At 54.1% G+C, this 16469-nt stretch carries 19 protein-coding genes and 1 tRNA gene; 14 read left to right on the top strand and 6 right to left on the bottom strand.

Going from position 1 to position 16469, the window contains the following annotated elements; translation table 11 throughout:
- Nucleotides 1–51 precede the first annotated feature (51 nt).
- From AB0A83_RS06665 to AB0A83_RS06655, 3 genes are all read right to left on the bottom strand, one after another.
- Complete coding sequence (locus tag AB0A83_RS06665) at nt 52–363, bottom strand: helix-turn-helix transcriptional regulator (protein WP_150051834.1); 312 nt, start codon at nt 361–363, stop codon at nt 52–54.
- A 497-nt stretch (nt 364–860) separates the two neighbouring features.
- Nucleotides 861–1055, bottom strand: coding sequence for a type II toxin-antitoxin system HicA family toxin (locus tag AB0A83_RS06660; RefSeq protein ID WP_150047515.1), 195 nt, complete (start codon nt 1053–1055; stop codon nt 861–863).
- A complete protein-coding gene (locus tag AB0A83_RS06655) occupies nt 1055–1285 on the bottom strand; it encodes a DUF1902 domain-containing protein (RefSeq protein ID WP_150047514.1) in 231 nt (76 codons plus the stop codon). The genes AB0A83_RS06660 and AB0A83_RS06655 overlap by 1 nt, the downstream gene beginning before the upstream one ends.
- A 314-nt stretch (nt 1286–1599) precedes the next feature.
- Between AB0A83_RS06655 and AB0A83_RS06650 the strand changes: the two genes are divergently transcribed.
- Together AB0A83_RS06650 and AB0A83_RS06645 are read left to right on the top strand one after the other, a co-directional pair.
- Nucleotides 1600–1857, top strand: a complete 258-nt coding sequence (locus AB0A83_RS06650) for a hypothetical protein (protein ID WP_150047513.1) — start codon at nt 1600–1602, stop codon at nt 1855–1857.
- Nucleotides 1854–2270: a PIN domain-containing protein gene (locus AB0A83_RS06645; protein ID WP_150047512.1), complete on the top strand. Its 417-nt coding sequence runs from the start codon at nt 1854–1856 to the stop codon at nt 2268–2270. Before AB0A83_RS06650 ends, AB0A83_RS06645 begins: the two co-directional genes overlap by 4 nt.
- A gap of 111 nt (nt 2271–2381) precedes the next feature.
- Here the strand turns inward: AB0A83_RS06645 and AB0A83_RS06640 are convergent, their stop codons facing one another.
- From AB0A83_RS06640 to AB0A83_RS06630, 3 genes are all read right to left on the bottom strand, one after another.
- Complete coding sequence (locus tag AB0A83_RS06640) at nt 2382–2873, bottom strand: hypothetical protein (protein ID WP_367155773.1); 492 nt, start codon at nt 2871–2873, stop codon at nt 2382–2384.
- A gap of 125 nt (nt 2874–2998) precedes the next feature.
- Nucleotides 2999–3075: transfer RNA gene (locus AB0A83_RS06635), tRNA-Pro, on the bottom strand.
- Between the two features lie 61 nt (nt 3076–3136).
- Complete coding sequence (locus tag AB0A83_RS06630) at nt 3137–4159, bottom strand: asparaginase domain-containing protein (RefSeq protein WP_367155772.1); 1023 nt, start codon at nt 4157–4159, stop codon at nt 3137–3139.
- A 48-nt stretch (nt 4160–4207) separates the two neighbouring features.
- Here AB0A83_RS06630 and AB0A83_RS06625 point away from each other — a divergent pair, with 48 nt between their 5' ends.
- The 12 genes from AB0A83_RS06625 (at nt 4208) to trpC (ending at nt 16342) form a co-directional block, all read left to right on the top strand.
- The gene (locus tag AB0A83_RS06625; protein WP_367155770.1) at nt 4208–4696 is read left to right on the top strand and encodes a dihydrofolate reductase; all 489 of its coding nucleotides are present in this window, start codon (nt 4208–4210) and stop codon (nt 4694–4696) included.
- A gap of 186 nt (nt 4697–4882) precedes the next feature.
- Nucleotides 4883–5872, top strand: coding sequence for a PstS family phosphate ABC transporter substrate-binding protein (locus tag AB0A83_RS06620; RefSeq protein WP_150047508.1), 990 nt, complete (start codon nt 4883–4885; stop codon nt 5870–5872).
- A 447-nt stretch (nt 5873–6319) separates the two neighbouring features.
- A complete protein-coding gene (locus AB0A83_RS06615; RefSeq protein WP_367155769.1) occupies nt 6320–8602 on the top strand; it encodes an ABC transporter permease subunit in 2283 nt (760 codons plus the stop codon).
- Nucleotides 8599–10254 (top strand): phosphate ABC transporter permease PstA, encoded by a 1656-nt coding sequence (pstA, locus tag AB0A83_RS06610; protein WP_367155768.1) that lies wholly within the window; start codon nt 8599–8601, stop codon nt 10252–10254. Before AB0A83_RS06615 ends, pstA begins: the two co-directional genes overlap by 4 nt.
- Before the next feature lie 35 nt (nt 10255–10289).
- Nucleotides 10290–11123, top strand: a complete 834-nt coding sequence (pstB, locus tag AB0A83_RS06605; protein ID WP_150047506.1) for a phosphate ABC transporter ATP-binding protein PstB — start codon at nt 10290–10292, stop codon at nt 11121–11123.
- 12 nt (nt 11124–11135) lie between these two features.
- Nucleotides 11136–11858, top strand: a complete 723-nt coding sequence (gene phoU / locus AB0A83_RS06600; RefSeq protein ID WP_150047505.1) for a phosphate signaling complex protein PhoU — start codon at nt 11136–11138, stop codon at nt 11856–11858.
- A 13-nt stretch (nt 11859–11871) separates the two neighbouring features.
- Nucleotides 11872–12411, top strand: coding sequence for a GNAT family N-acetyltransferase (locus AB0A83_RS06595; protein WP_232056802.1), 540 nt, complete (start codon nt 11872–11874; stop codon nt 12409–12411).
- 262 nt (nt 12412–12673) lie between these two features.
- The gene (locus AB0A83_RS06590) at nt 12674–13093 is read left to right on the top strand and encodes a secondary thiamine-phosphate synthase enzyme YjbQ (RefSeq protein ID WP_367155766.1); all 420 of its coding nucleotides are present in this window, start codon (nt 12674–12676) and stop codon (nt 13091–13093) included.
- Between the two features lie 66 nt (nt 13094–13159).
- Nucleotides 13160–13618 carry a DUF411 domain-containing protein gene (locus tag AB0A83_RS06585; RefSeq protein WP_150047502.1) on the top strand — a complete coding sequence of 153 codons (459 nt, stop codon included), beginning with the start codon at nt 13160–13162 and terminating at the stop codon, nt 13616–13618.
- 31 nt (nt 13619–13649) lie between these two features.
- Nucleotides 13650–14657 carry an anthranilate phosphoribosyltransferase gene (gene trpD / locus AB0A83_RS06580; RefSeq protein ID WP_367155764.1) on the top strand — a complete coding sequence of 336 codons (1008 nt, stop codon included), beginning with the start codon at nt 13650–13652 and terminating at the stop codon, nt 14655–14657.
- 100 nt (nt 14658–14757) lie between these two features.
- Nucleotides 14758–15360: a hypothetical protein gene (locus AB0A83_RS06575; protein WP_367155763.1), complete on the top strand. Its 603-nt coding sequence runs from the start codon at nt 14758–14760 to the stop codon at nt 15358–15360.
- Nucleotides 15361–15541: 181 nt separating this feature from the next.
- Nucleotides 15542–16342, top strand: a complete 801-nt coding sequence (trpC, locus tag AB0A83_RS06570; RefSeq protein WP_367155761.1) for an indole-3-glycerol phosphate synthase TrpC — start codon at nt 15542–15544, stop codon at nt 16340–16342.
- Nucleotides 16343–16469 lie beyond the last annotated feature (127 nt).

Genomic DNA, 16469 nt, shown 5'->3' with positions numbered 1-16469 from the left:
CGCAGCGCCGTTTTTATATCCATGGGTGCGCTTGCCATGCTTTCATCAGCGTTAGGTTTCGCAAAATACCGTGCGCATCATTTCGATCAGGTTGATCACGCGCTTGTCGTCGATGTAGTAATAGACGCGATTGGCGTCTTTTTTAAAATCCAGGATGCCTTTATCCCGCAGTATCGCCAGATGCTGGGAAATGTTGCTTTGGCTGGTGCCTACCTGGTCAACGATATCTTGCACGCTGACCGATCTATCGCCCAACACGCACAGAATTTTAAGTCGCAAAGGGTGAGACATGGCCTTAAGGCAGCGCGCCGCGCGGCTGATGTCTCCGTCGTCGTAGGGTATGTGTTCGTCGTTGTCTTCCATCGAGTCTTCGCTGTGGGAACGCTTTAGCATGGGTATAGTGCGGCAACCGCCATTACAAGGCAGCGCGGCCTATCGTTTTGCTATCGCAAGGATTGTCGTATTTTCGCTTGTGGCGTCACAAAAGGCCAGAGAATCTAACAGACTAGCGATTTAGGCTCAACCCTGCAATCCGTCATGCTATTCCCGTTTGCGCTCAGCCGGGGGGGGCTGTCGGACGATTTCAAGCCGATCTCCGCCTCGCGGTAAGTCCTCATGCGGCTATTGTTTTGGTCATGGTTACCAGGAAAATCATGGTGGGAGCGCCGCCCTCGTCACGACGAAGGCGGCGCTCCCACGGCAAGACTTTTATTTGCTGGGGTGATGCCGCATGTTCTTCTAGGGTGTCAAGCGATGACATTTGAAAATAATCTTTTATTTTCAACAAACTGAACTGGTCGGAGTGAGAGGATTCGAACCTCCGGCCCCTGTCTCCCGAAGGCCGCTCCGAGCAGATCAGGTCAAAACTGCTTTTCTAACCCTGCTTGTTGCAGGGCAGCATTGGCGGTATGGCGGGATTTGATCTTGCCGTCGACGACAAAGTTTTTATGCGAAATAGGGCTAAACCAAATTTCGTGGTCTCCTTTACCTTGGCGGACAAAATAACAACCCTGAGCTGTGAGTGCCTTTTTAAGTAAGGGCGTAAAGTCGCCCATTAGTGCGAGTGGGTGCGGCTCGCCATGAAACCATCCAGCACAAACGGTAAATCTTCGTCTGCCAACTCTTTATGATTCAGTTCCATCAATTCCGGAATGACGATTTTAAGCCGCTCAATCAACGCATCCATCGTACTGGCTTCAATCGCCAAGCCCTCAACGTCATTGCTGGTTGCCACCCAGACGCCGGCTTCCGAATCCCATGCGGCATTCACTTTTAGCGGTTGCATGTTTAAACCTCACTGTTGTTCCCCAAGCATTGTAAAGTAGTCGCTCAATAGATGTTAAACATCTGCATGGCTTACGATCCCAGGTTAAAGGGCTACTGCCCAGACAATTCGTTCGACTTGTCCGACGACAGCTATACGGTTGGGAAATTGTTGAGTCGATTGCCAGAGACTTGCAGCGTGAGATGGTCTGGGATTGGGAAAATAAACTTGGTGAAATCGAGAATGCATCCGAGGATGTATGACCCGCGCTCGATGGTGGGGTAATTCATCTTAGTGATTTTAGCGTATAACAATTTTAATGAAGGGTAAAAGTCATGCAAATTACCGCCGAACTGGATAACCAACATCTCGAAAAGCTGCATGAGCTGGAAAAGGCTTTGCAGAAAAACACATCCGAATTGATTTCGCTGGCTATCGATGAAATTTACCAGCGCCAAGTCAGCCCACCGCTCAGCGAAGGTCAAAAAGCTTATCAAATCATGCTGCAAACCGGCTTTATCGGCAGCATGGCGGGCGACGGCAATCTGTCGGAAAACTACAAGGACATGCTGGACTGGAGCGACAAAACATGATCATCGCCGATTCCGGGTTTTGGATTGCCTTGGCCGATAAAAACGACAAACATCATGCCAAAGCCGATGCCGCCGCCAAGTCCCTGGATGAAAGTTTGATAACCACTTTTCCGGTAATGACGGAAGTTTGCCACATTCTGTTAAAACGCCGGGGCGTGGCGGCGCAGTTGAGTTTCATGCAAATGTACCAGTTGGGCGCTTTCGAGGTGTTTGAAATCCAGGATAAGCATAAGGCGCGTATCGTGGAGCTGATGCACCAATACGCCGATTTACCGATGGATTTGGCCGACGCTTCGCTGGTGCTACTGGCCGAAGACTTGGGGCATGGCCGAATTTTCAGCACCGACCTGCGCGATTTTCATGCCTATCGCTGGAAAAATACCCGGCCATTTCAAAATCTGTTGTTACCTTGAAAACGGAAAATTGCCCACACGTTTTATATATCCATGAAGTCGCTGTATCAGACTATTGGGGGCCGTAGTTAGCATCGCGCCAATTTTCTGTAGATAGCTGATCCGCTTTGATCACGAATGAATTACGCAATTTATCTTTGCTTTCTGAACGGTATTACTTGCGCCGACCTTTAAGCCGTCCAGATAGCCGGCCCAGGTTTGCATCATTTCGAAAAATTCCAAAGCGACTTCGCCGAAACTGCCAACCACAGGCAGGCCGGCTTCAATGCGTTTTTGGTTTTCGTTAACGATTTGTTGGGTTTGTTTTTTCTCTTTGCGTACGTCGCTGGGATCGATGTCGTTGGCTACATTGTTCTCGCTTCGGTTGCCTTGCGGCGTGCATCGGAGAGGGTGGTTTGTGGGTAAAACAAAGGTCATGCCTGCGCCGGATAGGCCCAGCGCTTCCTTTTTTTCCGTGTCTGCCTCGATACGCTTGGCCCAGATTTCGGCGTCGCCTTTGCGCTGAAAGGTCTTGCTTTTTAAATGTTCGCCGAGCTGATTTTTGATGATCGCCGAAAAGACGACGCCGGATTTACGTTGTATTTTTCGAATGGTGTACGCCATAGAAGTCCCCAAATTTAGGGTTACGAAAGCGGCATGGTGTACGTTTTAGTGTACGCGCCGCATTTTCTTCTAGGGTGTCAAGCGATGACATTTGAAAATAATCTTTTATTTTCAACAAACTGAACTGGTCGGAGTGAGAGGATTCGAACCTCCGGCCCCTGCCTCCCGAAGGCAGTGCTCTACCAAGCTGAGCTACACTCCGCAATCATGGCGGGAAAAAACGCAGAGATTGTAACAAATATTTCCGGCGATTTTCAGCAATTCTAAACAGTAGGTTTCACGTGCTCCCATGCCAGGTTGCATTGTAGAAATTCCGCGATGTCCGGCGCGGCGCTAAAGTTGCCGTAGGCCAAGACAAGCTTTGCGTAGGCGGCTTCCAACCCGGTATTCCAGAGCATCCGGGCACCGTGTTGCAAGATGGCGCGGGTGGAACTGTAGGCGCTATCGCTCTGCAGGGCCGGGGCCAGATAGAGCGGAAGGCCTTGCTCGGCACAGCGGCGGCTGAAGGCTATCAAGGAATGCCGCAGCCCCCAGGCGTCGCTGGCGCAGGCGGTGCCGGAGTGATACAGCTCGTGCAATACCGCATCGAACCCGTTCAGGTCGAACGAAAGATAGTCGAGACCGGGATATGGTCTGATTAGCAAAATTTTGCCGAATTGGTTTTGCAAGGTGCCGGCGAACCTCCCCTTTTCGGGTAGTTCGTGGCAAGCCTGAAATTCGCCGTCTTGGTAACTTAAAAAAGCCTTGTCTTGCACGCTGATAAAGTCGCTACCCAACGGCAGACAATTGCTCAAGCGGGTACCGATGTGGATTTGCATGGTCCGCCCCGGATTTCGGTAAGGGACGAAGACGCCGGCCGCGCGGCCTTGGCGAATATAGTCGGCGGCGCAGATGAAATTGGGCAGGCCGTTTGCCGACGGATGTTGCAGCGGCAAGTCGCTGGAAACCAGCAACAGCGGGATGTTCAGGCGGTGAAAGTAAATACCTAGCAGCGCGGCGCTATACGCCAAGGTGTCGGTACCGTGGGTCACGATGATACCGTCGTAAGTGCCGAGATCTTGTTGCGCCAGCGCGGCGACGATGTGCCGCCAAGCATCGGGATGCAGGTTTTCGCTGAGCATCTGCAGCGGCTTCAACAACGTGAAGCGAAACTGTTCCGCCTGCGGGTAAGCCTGCGCAAACAAGTCCAATAATAAATGGCCGGCGTTCGGGTCGGTATCGACGGTATCGCCTTTGAGCTGCGAGCCGATAGTACCGCCGGTAAAAACCAGTAAAACGTGTTTCATAGTATGATGCCCAGCCTTTTTCGTAGGCCGGCATGTTAAACAGAATTCATGAAAATATCACTGATCGCGGCGATGGCCGCTAACCGGGTGATCGGCGCCAACGGACAAATGCCTTGGCATTTGCCGGCCGATTTACGGCGTTTCAAACAAATCACTTGGGGGGCGCCTATTTTAATGGGGCGCAAAACCTATCAGGCGATAGGTAAACCGCTGCCGGGTCGTGACAATTTGATCATCAGCCGCAATTCCGGTTTTTCCGCACCGGGCTGCCGGGTGTTCACCCATATCGACGAGGCTTTGAACTATGCCGCGGATGCGCCGGAGTTGTTCGTCATCGGCGGGGCCACCTTGTACCAGGCCTTGCTGCCGGTTGCGGATTGCCTGTATCTGACCTTGATCGACAAAGCATTCGACGGCGACACGCTGTTTCCGGATGTCGACCGCCGTGAATGGCGGCAAACAAATTGCGAGCGGGTGGACAACGATCCCGGCGTCGATTTCGCTTATCGCTTCGTCACCCTGCAGCGGATGCGTTAACGGCTCTGCTCATCGGAAGCGAAGGCCGATTAACGGCCGGCCGGGAAATTTCAGCTGAAAGTAGCACAAACTTCGGTAGCGGCTTACAATTTACCGCTGTCACAAAACTGTCATATTCGGTTCATACTATTGTCACCCGCAAAGGGCAGTATTGATACTGGTTTTAAACATTGATTGAGAAAGAATATGAAAAAAACGTTTCAGCTCAGGTCATTGATCTTGGGTTTCGGCTTTGCCACCACCACTTTTCTGGCTAACGGCGTAGCCGCAGCACCGGCAAGCGTCGATCCGTCGCTCCCCGACTATGCGCCGGCCAGCGGCGTAGCAGGCAATATTTCCAGTGTCGGTTCCGACACCCTGGCCAACTTGATGACTTTATGGGCGGAAGAATTCGGAAAACTGTATCCGAACGTTAACATTCAAATTCAAGCAGCCGGCTCTTCCACCGCGCCACCGGCCTTGACCGAGGGTACCGCCAATTTGGGGCCTATGAGCCGCAAAATGAAAGACAACGAAATCGACGATTTCGAAAGCGCGCACGGCTATAAGCCAACCGCGATTCCGGTCGCTATCGACGCCTTGGCGGTGTTCGTGAACAAAGACAATCCGGTAAAGGGTTTAAGCCTGGCGCAAGTCGATGCAATTTTCTCCTCCACCCGTAAATGCGGCCACGAAGCCGACGTCAGCACCTGGGGACAAGTCGGCTTGACCGGCGGCTGGAGCAGCAAACCCATTCAATTGTACGGCCGCAACTCGGTTTCCGGCACCTATGGCTTCTTTAAAGACGAAGCCTTGTGTAAAGGCGACTTCAAAAGCAACGTAAACGAACAACCCGGTTCGGCGTCGGTGGTGCAAGCGGTGACCACCTCCAATAACGGTGTCGGCTATTCCGGCATCGGCTATACCACCTCGGGCGTTAAAGCCGTGGCCTTGGCCGCCAAAGACGGCGCCCCATTCGTAGAGCCGACCTCGGAAAACGCCACCTCCGGCGCTTATCCGCTGTCGCGCTTTTTGTACGTTTACGTCAACAAAAAGCCTAACGAACCTTTAGCGCCGTTGGAAAAAGAGTTTTTGAAAATGGTGCTGTCCAAAACCGGCCAACAAGTGGTGGTAAAAGACGGTTACATTCCGCTGCCCGCCAAAGCGGTTGAAAAAGCCTTGACGCTGATCGAATAGGTTCATCCGCCACGGACGAAGCATACAAGGAATTCGCCGGCAAGGACGCTTACAGGATATTCGGGATTATTCGGCAATGAACATTACGCTGATGATCCGTCAACTTCAAAGCCGATAAATTACCGCGGTGATTTGTCGGCTTTTTTATAGTCAAGGACGCGTTGAATGTTGCGACAAGCAAGGTTTGGCGTAAAAGGTCAACAATACCGGCGTTGACGTTAACCATGCTCTGCACTTTGGAGATGCGCGCTTAAGACCGCGTTTCCTTAACCTCCTGGCTTAAAGGAGGCCGTTGTAATAGGCAAACACCCGCCAAGCGCTTGTCAGAGCAGAGGGCGGCTTGGTCGATCAAGTCTCTAACGGAGAGTCTGATTTGCCGAGATCGGTTTTTTTACGACAGCTTCTAACGCGCTAAGGGATGCCACAAATCACTACCTCGAATCAGTTATGCCCGAACCTCAATTTACACCTGCTAAAGCGACCTTGTTACAGTTGTCGTCTAACGATGCTTATCAACGCTGGCGGCTATTGAAGGACAAGATTGTGGCCCAAGCCGTGGTTTTCGGCGGCTTGAGCATTATCTTCGCTATCGTGTTGATCTTTTTTTACTTGCTGTACGTGGTATTTCCGCTGTTGCTGCCGGCCCATGCCCAGGCGGTAAGCGAATACGGCGTACCCGAGCCAGCGGCCGGATCGACGGCATTGCTGGCTATGGAGGAGCAAAACGAAATCGCGGTACGCTTTACCGATACCGGCAAAGCGGTGTTCTTTAGAGTCGATGACGGTTCCCCTCTCCGGGTGGAGGATCTACCGATACCGCAAGGCGTCACGATCAGCAGCTGGGCCTTCGGGGACTTACCGAAAGGCGTTCTGGCTTACGGGCTTTCCGACGGCCGGGCCGTGGTCGCCAAAGTGGACTACAAATTGACCTATCCCGACAACAAACGGGTGATTACCCCGCAAATCAGTTACCCCTTGGGCAAAGACGCGATCGTGCTGGACAAACAAGGGCAAGCCATTCAACAAGTCGCCGTTAAATTGGGCGACGCGGCCAGTAGCTTGCTGGCCAAAACCGCCGACGGCCGTTTGATCCTGACCAGCTTGGAAAAAAAGGAGTCCATGTTCGACGACGAGGTGGAACTGGAGCGTAACGAAGCCGTATTGGATACCGCAAGCATAGGCGACGTGGATTTCATGTTGTTGGATAAAGAACTGCGCACACTCTATTTATCCAACCACAACGGCGATCTAACCGTGCTCGACGTCAGCAATAAAACCGAACCGGTGATCCGACACAAGCTGAACGTGATGCGACAAGGCGCGCAAATCACCAACATGACGTTTTTGAACGGCGATATTTCCCTGTTGATCGGTGACAGCAGCGGCACCTTCGGACAATGGTCGCTGGTGCGCGACAAACAAAATCACTTCAGCGTGCAGCAACTCAGGGCTTTCAAGCTGGCGGATGCGCCGGTGTTGTTGCTTAATGCGGAACAACGCCGCAAAGGCATGTTGGCGGTGGACGCCAACGGCGAATTAGGGGTGTACAACGCCACGGCGGAACGCAAATTGATTCGGGAGAAAGTCTCGAACGGCAAGCCCTTGGCTTTGGCCCTGTCGCCCCGGGCTAACGCGCTGCTGTTGCAGGACGCCGCCGGTAAATTGCATCACTGGCGCATCGAAAACGAACATCCGGAAGTATCCTGGACCTCTTTGTGGGGCAAGGTTTGGTACGAAAGTTATCCGGAACCGGCCTACGTATGGCAGTCTTCGGCCGCCAGCAACGATTTCGAGCCGAAAATGAGCTTGACCCCGTTGGTGTTCGGCACCCTCAAAGCCTCGTTTTACGCCATGCTGGTGGCTATTCCCCTAGCCTTGTTCGGCGCGATTTACACCGGCTATTTCATGGCCCCGGAAATTCGCCAATACGTCAAGCCGGGCGTGGAAATCATGGGGGCGCTGCCGACCGTGATTTTGGGCTTTCTAGCCGGCCTGTGGTTGGCGCCGTTCGTGGAAATGCATTTGACCGGCATTTTTGCGTTGTTGCTGATCGTGCCTACCGGGGTCATGGCGTTCGCGTTCGTCTGGCAATTCGCGCCTAAACCTGTACGTGGTCTGGTGCCGGACGGTTGGGACGCTTTTCTGTTGATGCCGGTGATTTTGATCTGCGGCTGGCTGGCGTTTGCCGTCAGTCCCGGCATCGAGGCCTTGTTCTTCAACGGCGATTTGCGCACCTGGCTGCGCGAAGCCTGGGGCATAGGCTACGACCAGCGCAATACCTTGGTAGTCGGTTTGGCGATGGGTTTTGCGGTAATCCCTATGGTATTTTCGATTGCCGAGGACGCCATTTTCAGCGTTCCCAAGCATTTGACCACAGGCTCTCTCGCCCTGGGCGCCACGCCTTGGCAAACCCTGGCCAAAGTGGTGATCCTGACCGCCAGCCCCGGTATTTTTTCCGCGGTAATGATAGGCCTGGGCCGGGCGGTCGGGGAAACCATGATCGTGTTAATGGCCACCGGCAACACCCCGGTAATGGATTTCAGCATATTTCAAGGTTTACGCACCTTGTCGGCCAACATTGCGGTGGAAATGCCGGAATCGGAAGTCAACAGTACCCACTACCGGGTATTGTTCCTGGCCGCGCTGGTGTTGTTCATGTTTACCTTCATCGTCAACTCGTTGGCTGAGTTGATCCGGCAAAATCTGAGACAAAAATATAGTTCGTTATGATTAAGGCATGGTTTAAAAGCGGTTCGCCGTGGATTTGGATGACGGCCGGCGCGGTAAGTATCAACCTGATCCTGGTAATCGGTTTGCTGTTGTTGATTGCGCTACGCGGCTTGGGCCATTTTTGGCCGTCCGACATCGTCGAATACCGTTACCAAGATCGACAGGCCCAAGAAACGGTGATCATCGGCGAAGAAGTCGAGCAATCCCTGTTGCCGGAAGCGCAAGCGCGAGCGGCCGGCCACGAGGTGCTTAACGGCGCCGAGTATCTAAAGCAATTTTTGGTCAAGACCGGCAATCGCGACATTTTAGGTAGCGACTTTCGCTGGATTCAAGAGCAATACATTGTGCAAAAAACCACCCCGGAAGATTTGATTACCGTCGAGCGCCGCGAATGGGGCAATTTTTACGGGCGGTTGATCGCGGTCAAGCAAAACCGGGCAGTCATCGCCGAAGGCGAACACGCTTGGCCAGTCGCGCAAGAAAAGTTGGCCCAGGTGCTGAAGCTATTTGCCAAAATCGACAAATTGCAGGACAAGGACATCGGCGCCATCAACTACAACCTGGAACGCTTGCGCCTGAAACAGCGGGGACTGGAATTGAAAGGCCAATGGAACGAGGCCAAGCGCGCCGAGTTTGCCGCCCGCAAAGTGGCATACGAGCAAGAATACAAAACCTTGCAACAAAGCATTTCTCAGCTCAACCAAGAGATGAAGTGCTGCATCTTGGTGGTCGCCGAGGCCGGCGGTCGGCAAATCAACATTCCGCTGGAGCGGGTCGTCAAACTGACCCGGCCCAACGCGATGAACGTGTGGGACAAGGCAGTCGAATACATTGCCAATTTCGGCACCTTCGTCAGCGACGAACCGCGCGAAGCCAACACCGAAGGCGGCATTTTCCCGGCCATATTCGGTACCGTGTTGATGGTGATGTTGATGGCCGTCGTGGTCACGCCGTTCGGGGTGATCGCGGCCGTGTACATGCGCGAATACGCCAAACAAGGTTTTATCACCCGCATCATTCGCATCGCCGTCAACAATTTGGCCGGCGTACCGTCCATCGTGTACGGGGTGTTCGGTTTGGGATTTTTCGTATACATCATCGGCGGCAGCATAGACAAAGTGTTTTTTCCGGAAGCCGCGCCGGCTCCGGTGTTCGGCACGCCGGGCTTGCTGTGGGCCTCTTTGACCCTGGCATTGTTGACTTTGCCGGTCGTGATCGTGGCCACCGAAGAAGGCTTGTCGCGCATTCCCAAATCCATCAGGGAAGGCAGTTTGGCGTTGGGGGCGACCAAAGCGGAAACCTTATGGCGCACCGTGTTGCCCATGGCCAGCCCTGCGATTATGACCGGTCTGATTTTGGCAGTGGCCCGCGCGGCCGGCGAAGTGGCGCCGCTGATGCTGGTCGGCGTCGTGAAACTGGCCCCCACCCTGCCGTTGGACGGCAACTTCCCGTATTTGCATTTGGACAGAAAATTCATGCACCTCGGATTTCACATTTACGACGTGGGCTTTCAAAGTCCCAACGTCGAAGCCGCCAGACCCTTGGTATACGCCACGTCCTTGTTGTTGGTGATGGTGATCGTTGGCTTGAACATGTTCGCCATCGCCATCCGCAACAACCTTCGCGAGAAATACCGCGCATTGGAAAACTAAGTTCGTAATCAACACGATAGGTTCGGATTAATCACATGACAACTGAAGTAAGAAAAACCCACGCCATCGATATCAGTGCGCTGAACCGGGCGGATAAAGACAGCAAAGATTCGTTCGACCCTTGCATCAGCGTGGAGAACCTGAATCTGTTTTACGGCAGCAAACAAGCCTTGCACAAGGTCACCATGACCATGCCGCGCAAGAAAGTGACCGCCTACATCGGTCCCAGCGGTTGCGGTAAATCCACCTTGTTGCGCTGCATCAATCGCATGAACGACCTGGTCGACGGCGTGCGGATAGAAGGCAAGATCCTGCTGGACGGCGAAGACATTTACGATAAAAACATCAACGTCGCCGCCCTGCGGCGCCGAGTGGGCATGGTGTTTCAAAAGCCTAACCCCTTCCCCAAGACCATTTACGAAAACGTCGCCTACGGCTTGCGTATCCAAGGCGTCAACGACCGGCGGGTGTTGGATGAAATCGTCGAAAAATCCCTGCGCGGCGCGGCGTTGTGGGACGAGGTGAAAAACCGCTTGAACGACAACGCCTTGGGCATGTCCGGCGGTCAGCAGCAACGTCTGGTCATCGCCCGGGCGATAGCGATAGAACCGGAAGTGATTTTGCTGGACGAGCCGGCTTCGGCTTTGGACCCGATTTCGACCTTGAAAATCGAGGAGTTGATCGACGAATTAAAAGAAAAATACACTATCGTCATCGTCACCCATAACATGCAACAAGCGGCGCGGGTGTCCGACTACACCGCCTTCATGTATATGGGAGAGTTGATCGAATTCGGCGAAACCAGCGAATTGTTCACCAATCCGGCTAAAAAACAAACAGAAGACTACATCACCGGCCGTTACGGCTAGGAGCACGCCAACATGGATAACACCATCATCAACCAACACATTTCCCGTCAGTTCAACAAGGAAATGGAAGACATCCGCAACAAAGTGTTGACCATGGGCGGCTTGGTCGAACAACAAGTGGATTTGGCGACCAACGCCTTCATGAGTTACGACATGGAAAGCGCCGAGAAAGTCATACAGCAAGACCAATTGGTCAATGCGCTGGAAAAAGACATCGATCACGAATGCACCGAAATCATGGCCAAACGCCAGCCGGCCGCATTCGACCTGCGCATGCTGATCGCCACGATCAAGATCATTACCGATCTGGAGCGGATAGGCGACGAAGCGGCCCGTATCGCCAAAATGACCATGCGTCTGGAAAGCGGCGATTATTATCAGGATAAATATTACGAAATCGAACATTTGCTGGAATTGGTCAAGGAAATGCTGAACGGCGCCCTGGACGCCTATGCCCGTACCGATACCGAGGAAGTGATCGCCATCACCGCGCAAGACAGCAAGGTGGACCGGGAATATACCAGCATCACCCGCCAGCTCATCACCCAGATGATGGAAGACCCGCGCAACATCACGCGCGCGCTCGACATGCTGTGGACAGCCCGTGCGCTGGAGCGTATCGGCGACCATTCCTGCAACGTGTGCGAGCACGTGATCTACATGGTGAAGGGCAAAGACGTTCGCCACCTGAGCCGCGAAGAGTTGGAACATACCATCAAGTCGTCCGACCGTTAAAGCCGCCGGCTTCGTGGATTTCGATTTGCAGTTCGCGCCGGCTTGCCTCGACGACGTGCCGGCTTTGGTGGAATTGATTAATTCGGCTTATCGCGGCGAATCCAGCCGCGCGGGTTGGACTACCGAAGCCGATCTGTTGGACGGGAAGCGCACCGACGCCGCGGAATTGTCCGGTCTGCTGAAGCGAACCGACTCCTTGCTGATAGCCTGTAAAGCCGGCGCCGTCGCGGTCGGTTCCGTGCATTTGCAAAGGGTCGATGCCGACGTGCATATCGGCATGCTGGCCGTCAGTCCGCCGTTACAGGGCGGCGGCATCGGCAAACGGCTGCTGCATGCCGCCGAAACGCAAGCCCAAAACCTTTGGCCGCTGCAACGCTTTTTAATGTTCGTCATTCCGTGTCGTAGCGAATTGATCGATTACTACCGTCGGCGCGGTTACAGGGCCACCGGAACCTTCAAACCCTTTCCCGTGCAACCGCAATTGTGGCGCGCAAAAGTCGAAGGACTAAGCCTGGAAATGCTGGAGAAAACCGTGGCCGATAGGCCCGGTTAATCATTTAGTCCTTTTGTTATTGTAGTGGCGGCAAAACACCAACAACCCTAGAGGTTGCTGCCTGTTGCCGGCGGTCAAGTACGGCATGCGGATCAGGCCAAGACCCACTTCGCGCGAATGGGGCAGCATGCCTGCTTGGTTCCAAGTGGTTTTAGGCCGCCCTTAAGCCATCCGGCTAGGCAGCAGCCGGGTTTTCCATCCCCAGCGAATAAGCTACAGTGGTGCATCCTTTACGATTGCCCCACTCCTTTTACCTATTACCATGTGGATACAGAAACAAATACGCCTAAAACCCAGAAACCGCGGCTTTCATCTGGTCACCGAGGAAATTCTGTCCCATCTACCCGAGCTTAAATCGCTTAACGTCGGTTTGTTGCATGTGTTTATTCAACACACTTCGGCCGGATTGACCATCAACGAAAACGCTGACCCCAGCGTACGTCAAGACTTCGAAAGTTATTTCAACCAAGCGGTGCCGGAAAATCAGCCCTATTATTTGCACGATGACGAGGGTTCGGACGACATGCCGGCACACCTGAAAAGCAGCCTGCTCGGCTGCAGCCTCAGTCTGCCCATCAGTAACGGCCGCTTGAATGTGGGAATCTGGCAAGGCATTTATTTATGCGAACACCGCAACCAAGGCGGCAGCCGCTCGCTGGTATTGACCTTGAGCGGCGAATAGCTGCCGTGCAAACGCTGAACCTGCGGCGTACAATACGCGGCTAAACCAACCACGGGGGAAGCAACTATGAAGCGGCTAAGCCAATTAATCGTCTTACTGGGCGCTGCCGGTCTCGCCCAAACGGCCTACAGCGACGAAACCGTCACGGAAATGACGGTATACCGCAGCCCCACCTGCGGCTGCTGCGGTAAATGGATAGAGCACGTCAGCAAAAACGGCTTCAAAGTCAAAGACATCGTCAGCGACGACATGCAAGCAATCAAACAAAAACTCGGCCTGCCCGAACAATTGGCTTCCTGCCATACCGCGGTAGTAGACGGTTACCTCGTCGAAGGCCACGTTCCGGCCGCCGACATCCGCAAAATGCTGAACGAAAAAACCAAAATCGCCGGTATCAGCGCGCCCGGCATGCCCATGGGCAGCCCCGGCATGGAAATGGGCGGCAAACAAGACGACTATGAAGTCGTTTCTTACGACAGCGCCGGCAACACCCAAGTGTTTGCCGACCACAAAGCCGGCCAATAAAAACCCATCCGCAACACCACGTTCGATCGACATGCTCATCCAACCTATTTTGCAACAACTGCTGGAACGTCGCGATTTAAGCGACGCACAAATGCAAACCGCGATGCGGGCCATGATGAACGGCGAACTCAGCGATGCACAAATCGCCGCTTTCTTGATCGCCTTGCGCTGCAAGGGCGAAACGGTAGAAGAAATCGCCGCGGCAGTCGGCGTGTTGCGCGAATTGGTGCATAAAGTGCCGATCAGCGGCGAGCACGTCATCGATACCTGCGGCACCGGCGGCGACGGCGCCAACACTTTCAACATCTCGACGACCGCGGCTTTCGTGGTCGCGGCGGCCGGCGGCAAAGTCGCCAAGCACGGCAACCGTTCGGTATCCAGTTGTTGCGGCAGCGCCGACTTGCTGGAGCTGGCCGGGGTCAATCTGGACCTGCCGGCCGAACAAGTGGCGCAATGCGTAGCCGACATCGGCGTCGGTTTTTTATTCGCCGCCAAACACCACAGCGCGGTGCGCCACACCGTTAAGGCCCGCAAGGAAATGGGGGTGCGCACGCTGTTCAACCTAATCGGCCCGCTGTCCAATCCGGCCAATGCCCCGCACCAGCTCATCGGCGTGTTCGACAAACAATGGCTGCTGCCGGTGGCCGAAGTCCTAAAGCGTTTGGGCAGTCGCCACGTGCTGGTCGTGCACGCCCAGGACGGCCTGGACGAAATCAGCATCGCCGCGCCGACCGACGTGGCCGAACTCAAAGACGGCGTGATCGACAGCTACACGCTGACGCCGGAGCAATTCGGCTTGCGCCGCGCCCACCTGAAAACCCTGGCGATTACCTGCCCGGCGGATAGCCTGAGCATAGTCCGCGCCGTGCTGAACAACCAGCCCGGCCCGGCCCGCGACATCGTCGCTCTGAACGCCGGCGCGGCAATCTACGCCGCCGACCTTACCGATTCGTTGGATGCCGGCATTCGCCGGGCACATGAGGTGTTGGCCGACGGGAGTGCGTTGGCGAAGTTTGAAGCTTTGATTGGGTATTCTTGAACGTTTCGGCGCCAGCGTTTCGACGCACCAAAACCAAATTGTCTCCATAGCGTTCACCAAAAAAGGTGACAATAGGCACACGCCGACGTAAACTCGATCCATGAAGCCATTTCGTTGGAATCACGATAAAAACGAGCTATTAAAAAAGGATCGCGGCATCTCTTTCGAGGAAATGGTGCTGGCTATTGAGGCAGGCGGATTACTGGATGAATTGCTTCACCCTGACCAGGATAAATATCCCAACCAATCCATTCTGGTGGTGGCGCTCGATAATTACGTGTATTTAGTACCATACGTCGAGGAAACCCATTTCTTCTTCCTAAAACAGTCATTCCAAGCAGAAAGGCAACCCGAGATTATTTACAGGGGAACAAAGGCGATGAATAAACTCGATGAATTTGAGCAAGATATTCTGGATGCTTATGAAGACGGTGAACTTAAGTCGATTGCGCCTTCAAAAACCAACCTGGCTAAATTTAAAGCCGCCGCCACTGCCACCTTCATCAAGGATAAACGAGTCAACATTCGCTTGTCGTCGCCAGACCTGATGGATATTCAAGCGCGTGCCTTGGAAGAAGGCATACCTTATCAGACGCTAATTGCCAGCGTTTTACACAAATATGTTTCCGGTCGATTGATCGAAAAACCTTCTAACCTGAACTCGCCCAAAAATAAACGGCAGCGTTCCGGGGATGGTTTATGAAGACTTTTGTGTCGCTGCCGCGACGGGTTGATTTGGAGTCGGTTCGCGCACCGACAGGCGCGATACTTTCGCTACGAAAACCATCCATGGTTTTCGCCCTGCGGGCCACCAGCTGTCGGTCTGCGAACCGACTATGAATAAACCCGTCGCAATAGCGACACATTATTAAACCAAACAACACATGACGACAGATACCCCCGACATCCTCAAAACCATACTCGCCAAAAAAGCCGAAGAAGTCGCCCGCCGCAAGAACAACACGCCGATTGCGTTGCTGCAGGAAATCGCCGGCAGCGTGCAAGGCCCGCGCGGCTTTTACCAAGCCTTGCGTAGCAAGGCCGACCAGCAAAAACCGGCGATCATCGCCGAAATCAAAAAAGCGTCGCCCAGCCAGGGCGTGATCCGCGAGGATTTCAAGCCGGTCGAGATTGCGGTCGATTACGCCTTCAACGGTGCCGCCTGTTTATCGGTATTGACCGACAAGGAATTCTTCCAGGGTTCGGAGGCCAATCTGCAGATGGTGCGCGACAAATGCCCGCTGCCGGCAATTCGCAAGGATTTCATGATCGATCCTTACCAGATCCACGAATCGCGGGCGCTGGGCGCCGATTGCGTGCTGCTGATCGTTGCGGCATTGGATGACGCGACGCTGAAGGAATTGGCCGACACCGCCACCGGCTTAGGGCTGGATGTGTTGGTCGAAGTACACGATGCCGCAGAACTCGAGCGGGCGTTGAAGCTGAACACCCACATGATCGGCATCAACAACCGCAATCTGCGCAGCTTCGAGGTGTCGCTGCAAACCACGCTGGATCTGAAAAACACCATACCGGCCGATAAATTGATCGTCACCGAAAGCGGCATCCATACCCCGGCCGACGTCAAATTGATGCAGGACAACGGCATCTACACCTTTCTGGTCGGCGAAGCCTTCATGCGCGCGCCGTCGCCGGGGCAAAAAATGCGCGAGCTGTTTTTTTAAGCGGGACCGGGTATCTGCGAGCGCCGACCGCATCGCTAGCCCCCTAAGCAGGATGGAATCGAACCGGCGTGCGGCTGCGGTTCCGCCCAGCCAACGGCAGGGGGCAGGCACGATTAGCGTCCCTTCC

The sequence above is a fragment of the Methylomonas sp. HYX-M1 genome (genome assembly GCF_040741385.1).
Lineage (GTDB): Bacteria > Pseudomonadota > Gammaproteobacteria > Methylococcales > Methylomonadaceae > Methylomonas > Methylomonas rhizoryzae.
The sequence above is the reverse complement of the archived record's forward strand: the minus strand, read 5'-3'. Positions and strand labels throughout refer to the sequence as shown.

Bases quoted from the DNA above. Each gene is read 5' to 3' on its own strand.
- AB0A83_RS06665 (WP_150051834.1), bottom strand. From the start codon at position 363: ATGGAAGACAACGACGAACACATACCCTACGACGACGGAGACATCAGC.
- AB0A83_RS06660 (WP_150047515.1), bottom strand. From the start codon at position 1,055: ATGGGCGACTTTACGCCCTTACTTAAAAAGGCACTCACAGCTCAGGGT.
- AB0A83_RS06655 (WP_150047514.1), bottom strand. From the start codon at position 1,285: ATGCAACCGCTAAAAGTGAATGCCGCATGGGATTCGGAAGCCGGCGTC.
- AB0A83_RS06650 (WP_150047513.1), top strand. From the start codon at position 1,600: ATGCAAATTACCGCCGAACTGGATAACCAACATCTCGAAAAGCTGCAT.
- AB0A83_RS06645 (WP_150047512.1), top strand. From the start codon at position 1,854: ATGATCATCGCCGATTCCGGGTTTTGGATTGCCTTGGCCGATAAAAAC.
- AB0A83_RS06640 (WP_367155773.1), bottom strand. From the start codon at position 2,873: ATGGCGTACACCATTCGAAAAATACAACGTAAATCCGGCGTCGTCTTT.
- AB0A83_RS06630 (WP_367155772.1), bottom strand. From the start codon at position 4,159: ATGAAACACGTTTTACTGGTTTTTACCGGCGGTACTATCGGCTCGCAG.
- AB0A83_RS06625 (WP_367155770.1), top strand. From the start codon at position 4,208: ATGAAAATATCACTGATCGCGGCGATGGCCGCTAACCGGGTGATCGGC.
- AB0A83_RS06620 (WP_150047508.1), top strand. From the start codon at position 4,883: ATGAAAAAAACGTTTCAGCTCAGGTCATTGATCTTGGGTTTCGGCTTT.
- AB0A83_RS06615 (WP_367155769.1), top strand. From the start codon at position 6,320: ATGCCCGAACCTCAATTTACACCTGCTAAAGCGACCTTGTTACAGTTG.
- pstA (WP_367155768.1), top strand. From the start codon at position 8,599: ATGATTAAGGCATGGTTTAAAAGCGGTTCGCCGTGGATTTGGATGACG.
- pstB (WP_150047506.1), top strand. From the start codon at position 10,290: ATGACAACTGAAGTAAGAAAAACCCACGCCATCGATATCAGTGCGCTG.
- phoU (WP_150047505.1), top strand. From the start codon at position 11,136: ATGGATAACACCATCATCAACCAACACATTTCCCGTCAGTTCAACAAG.
- AB0A83_RS06590 (WP_367155766.1), top strand. From the start codon at position 12,674: ATGTGGATACAGAAACAAATACGCCTAAAACCCAGAAACCGCGGCTTT.
- AB0A83_RS06585 (WP_150047502.1), top strand. From the start codon at position 13,160: ATGAAGCGGCTAAGCCAATTAATCGTCTTACTGGGCGCTGCCGGTCTC.
- trpD (WP_367155764.1), top strand. From the start codon at position 13,650: ATGCTCATCCAACCTATTTTGCAACAACTGCTGGAACGTCGCGATTTA.
- AB0A83_RS06575 (WP_367155763.1), top strand. From the start codon at position 14,758: ATGAAGCCATTTCGTTGGAATCACGATAAAAACGAGCTATTAAAAAAG.
- trpC (WP_367155761.1), top strand. From the start codon at position 15,542: ATGACGACAGATACCCCCGACATCCTCAAAACCATACTCGCCAAAAAA.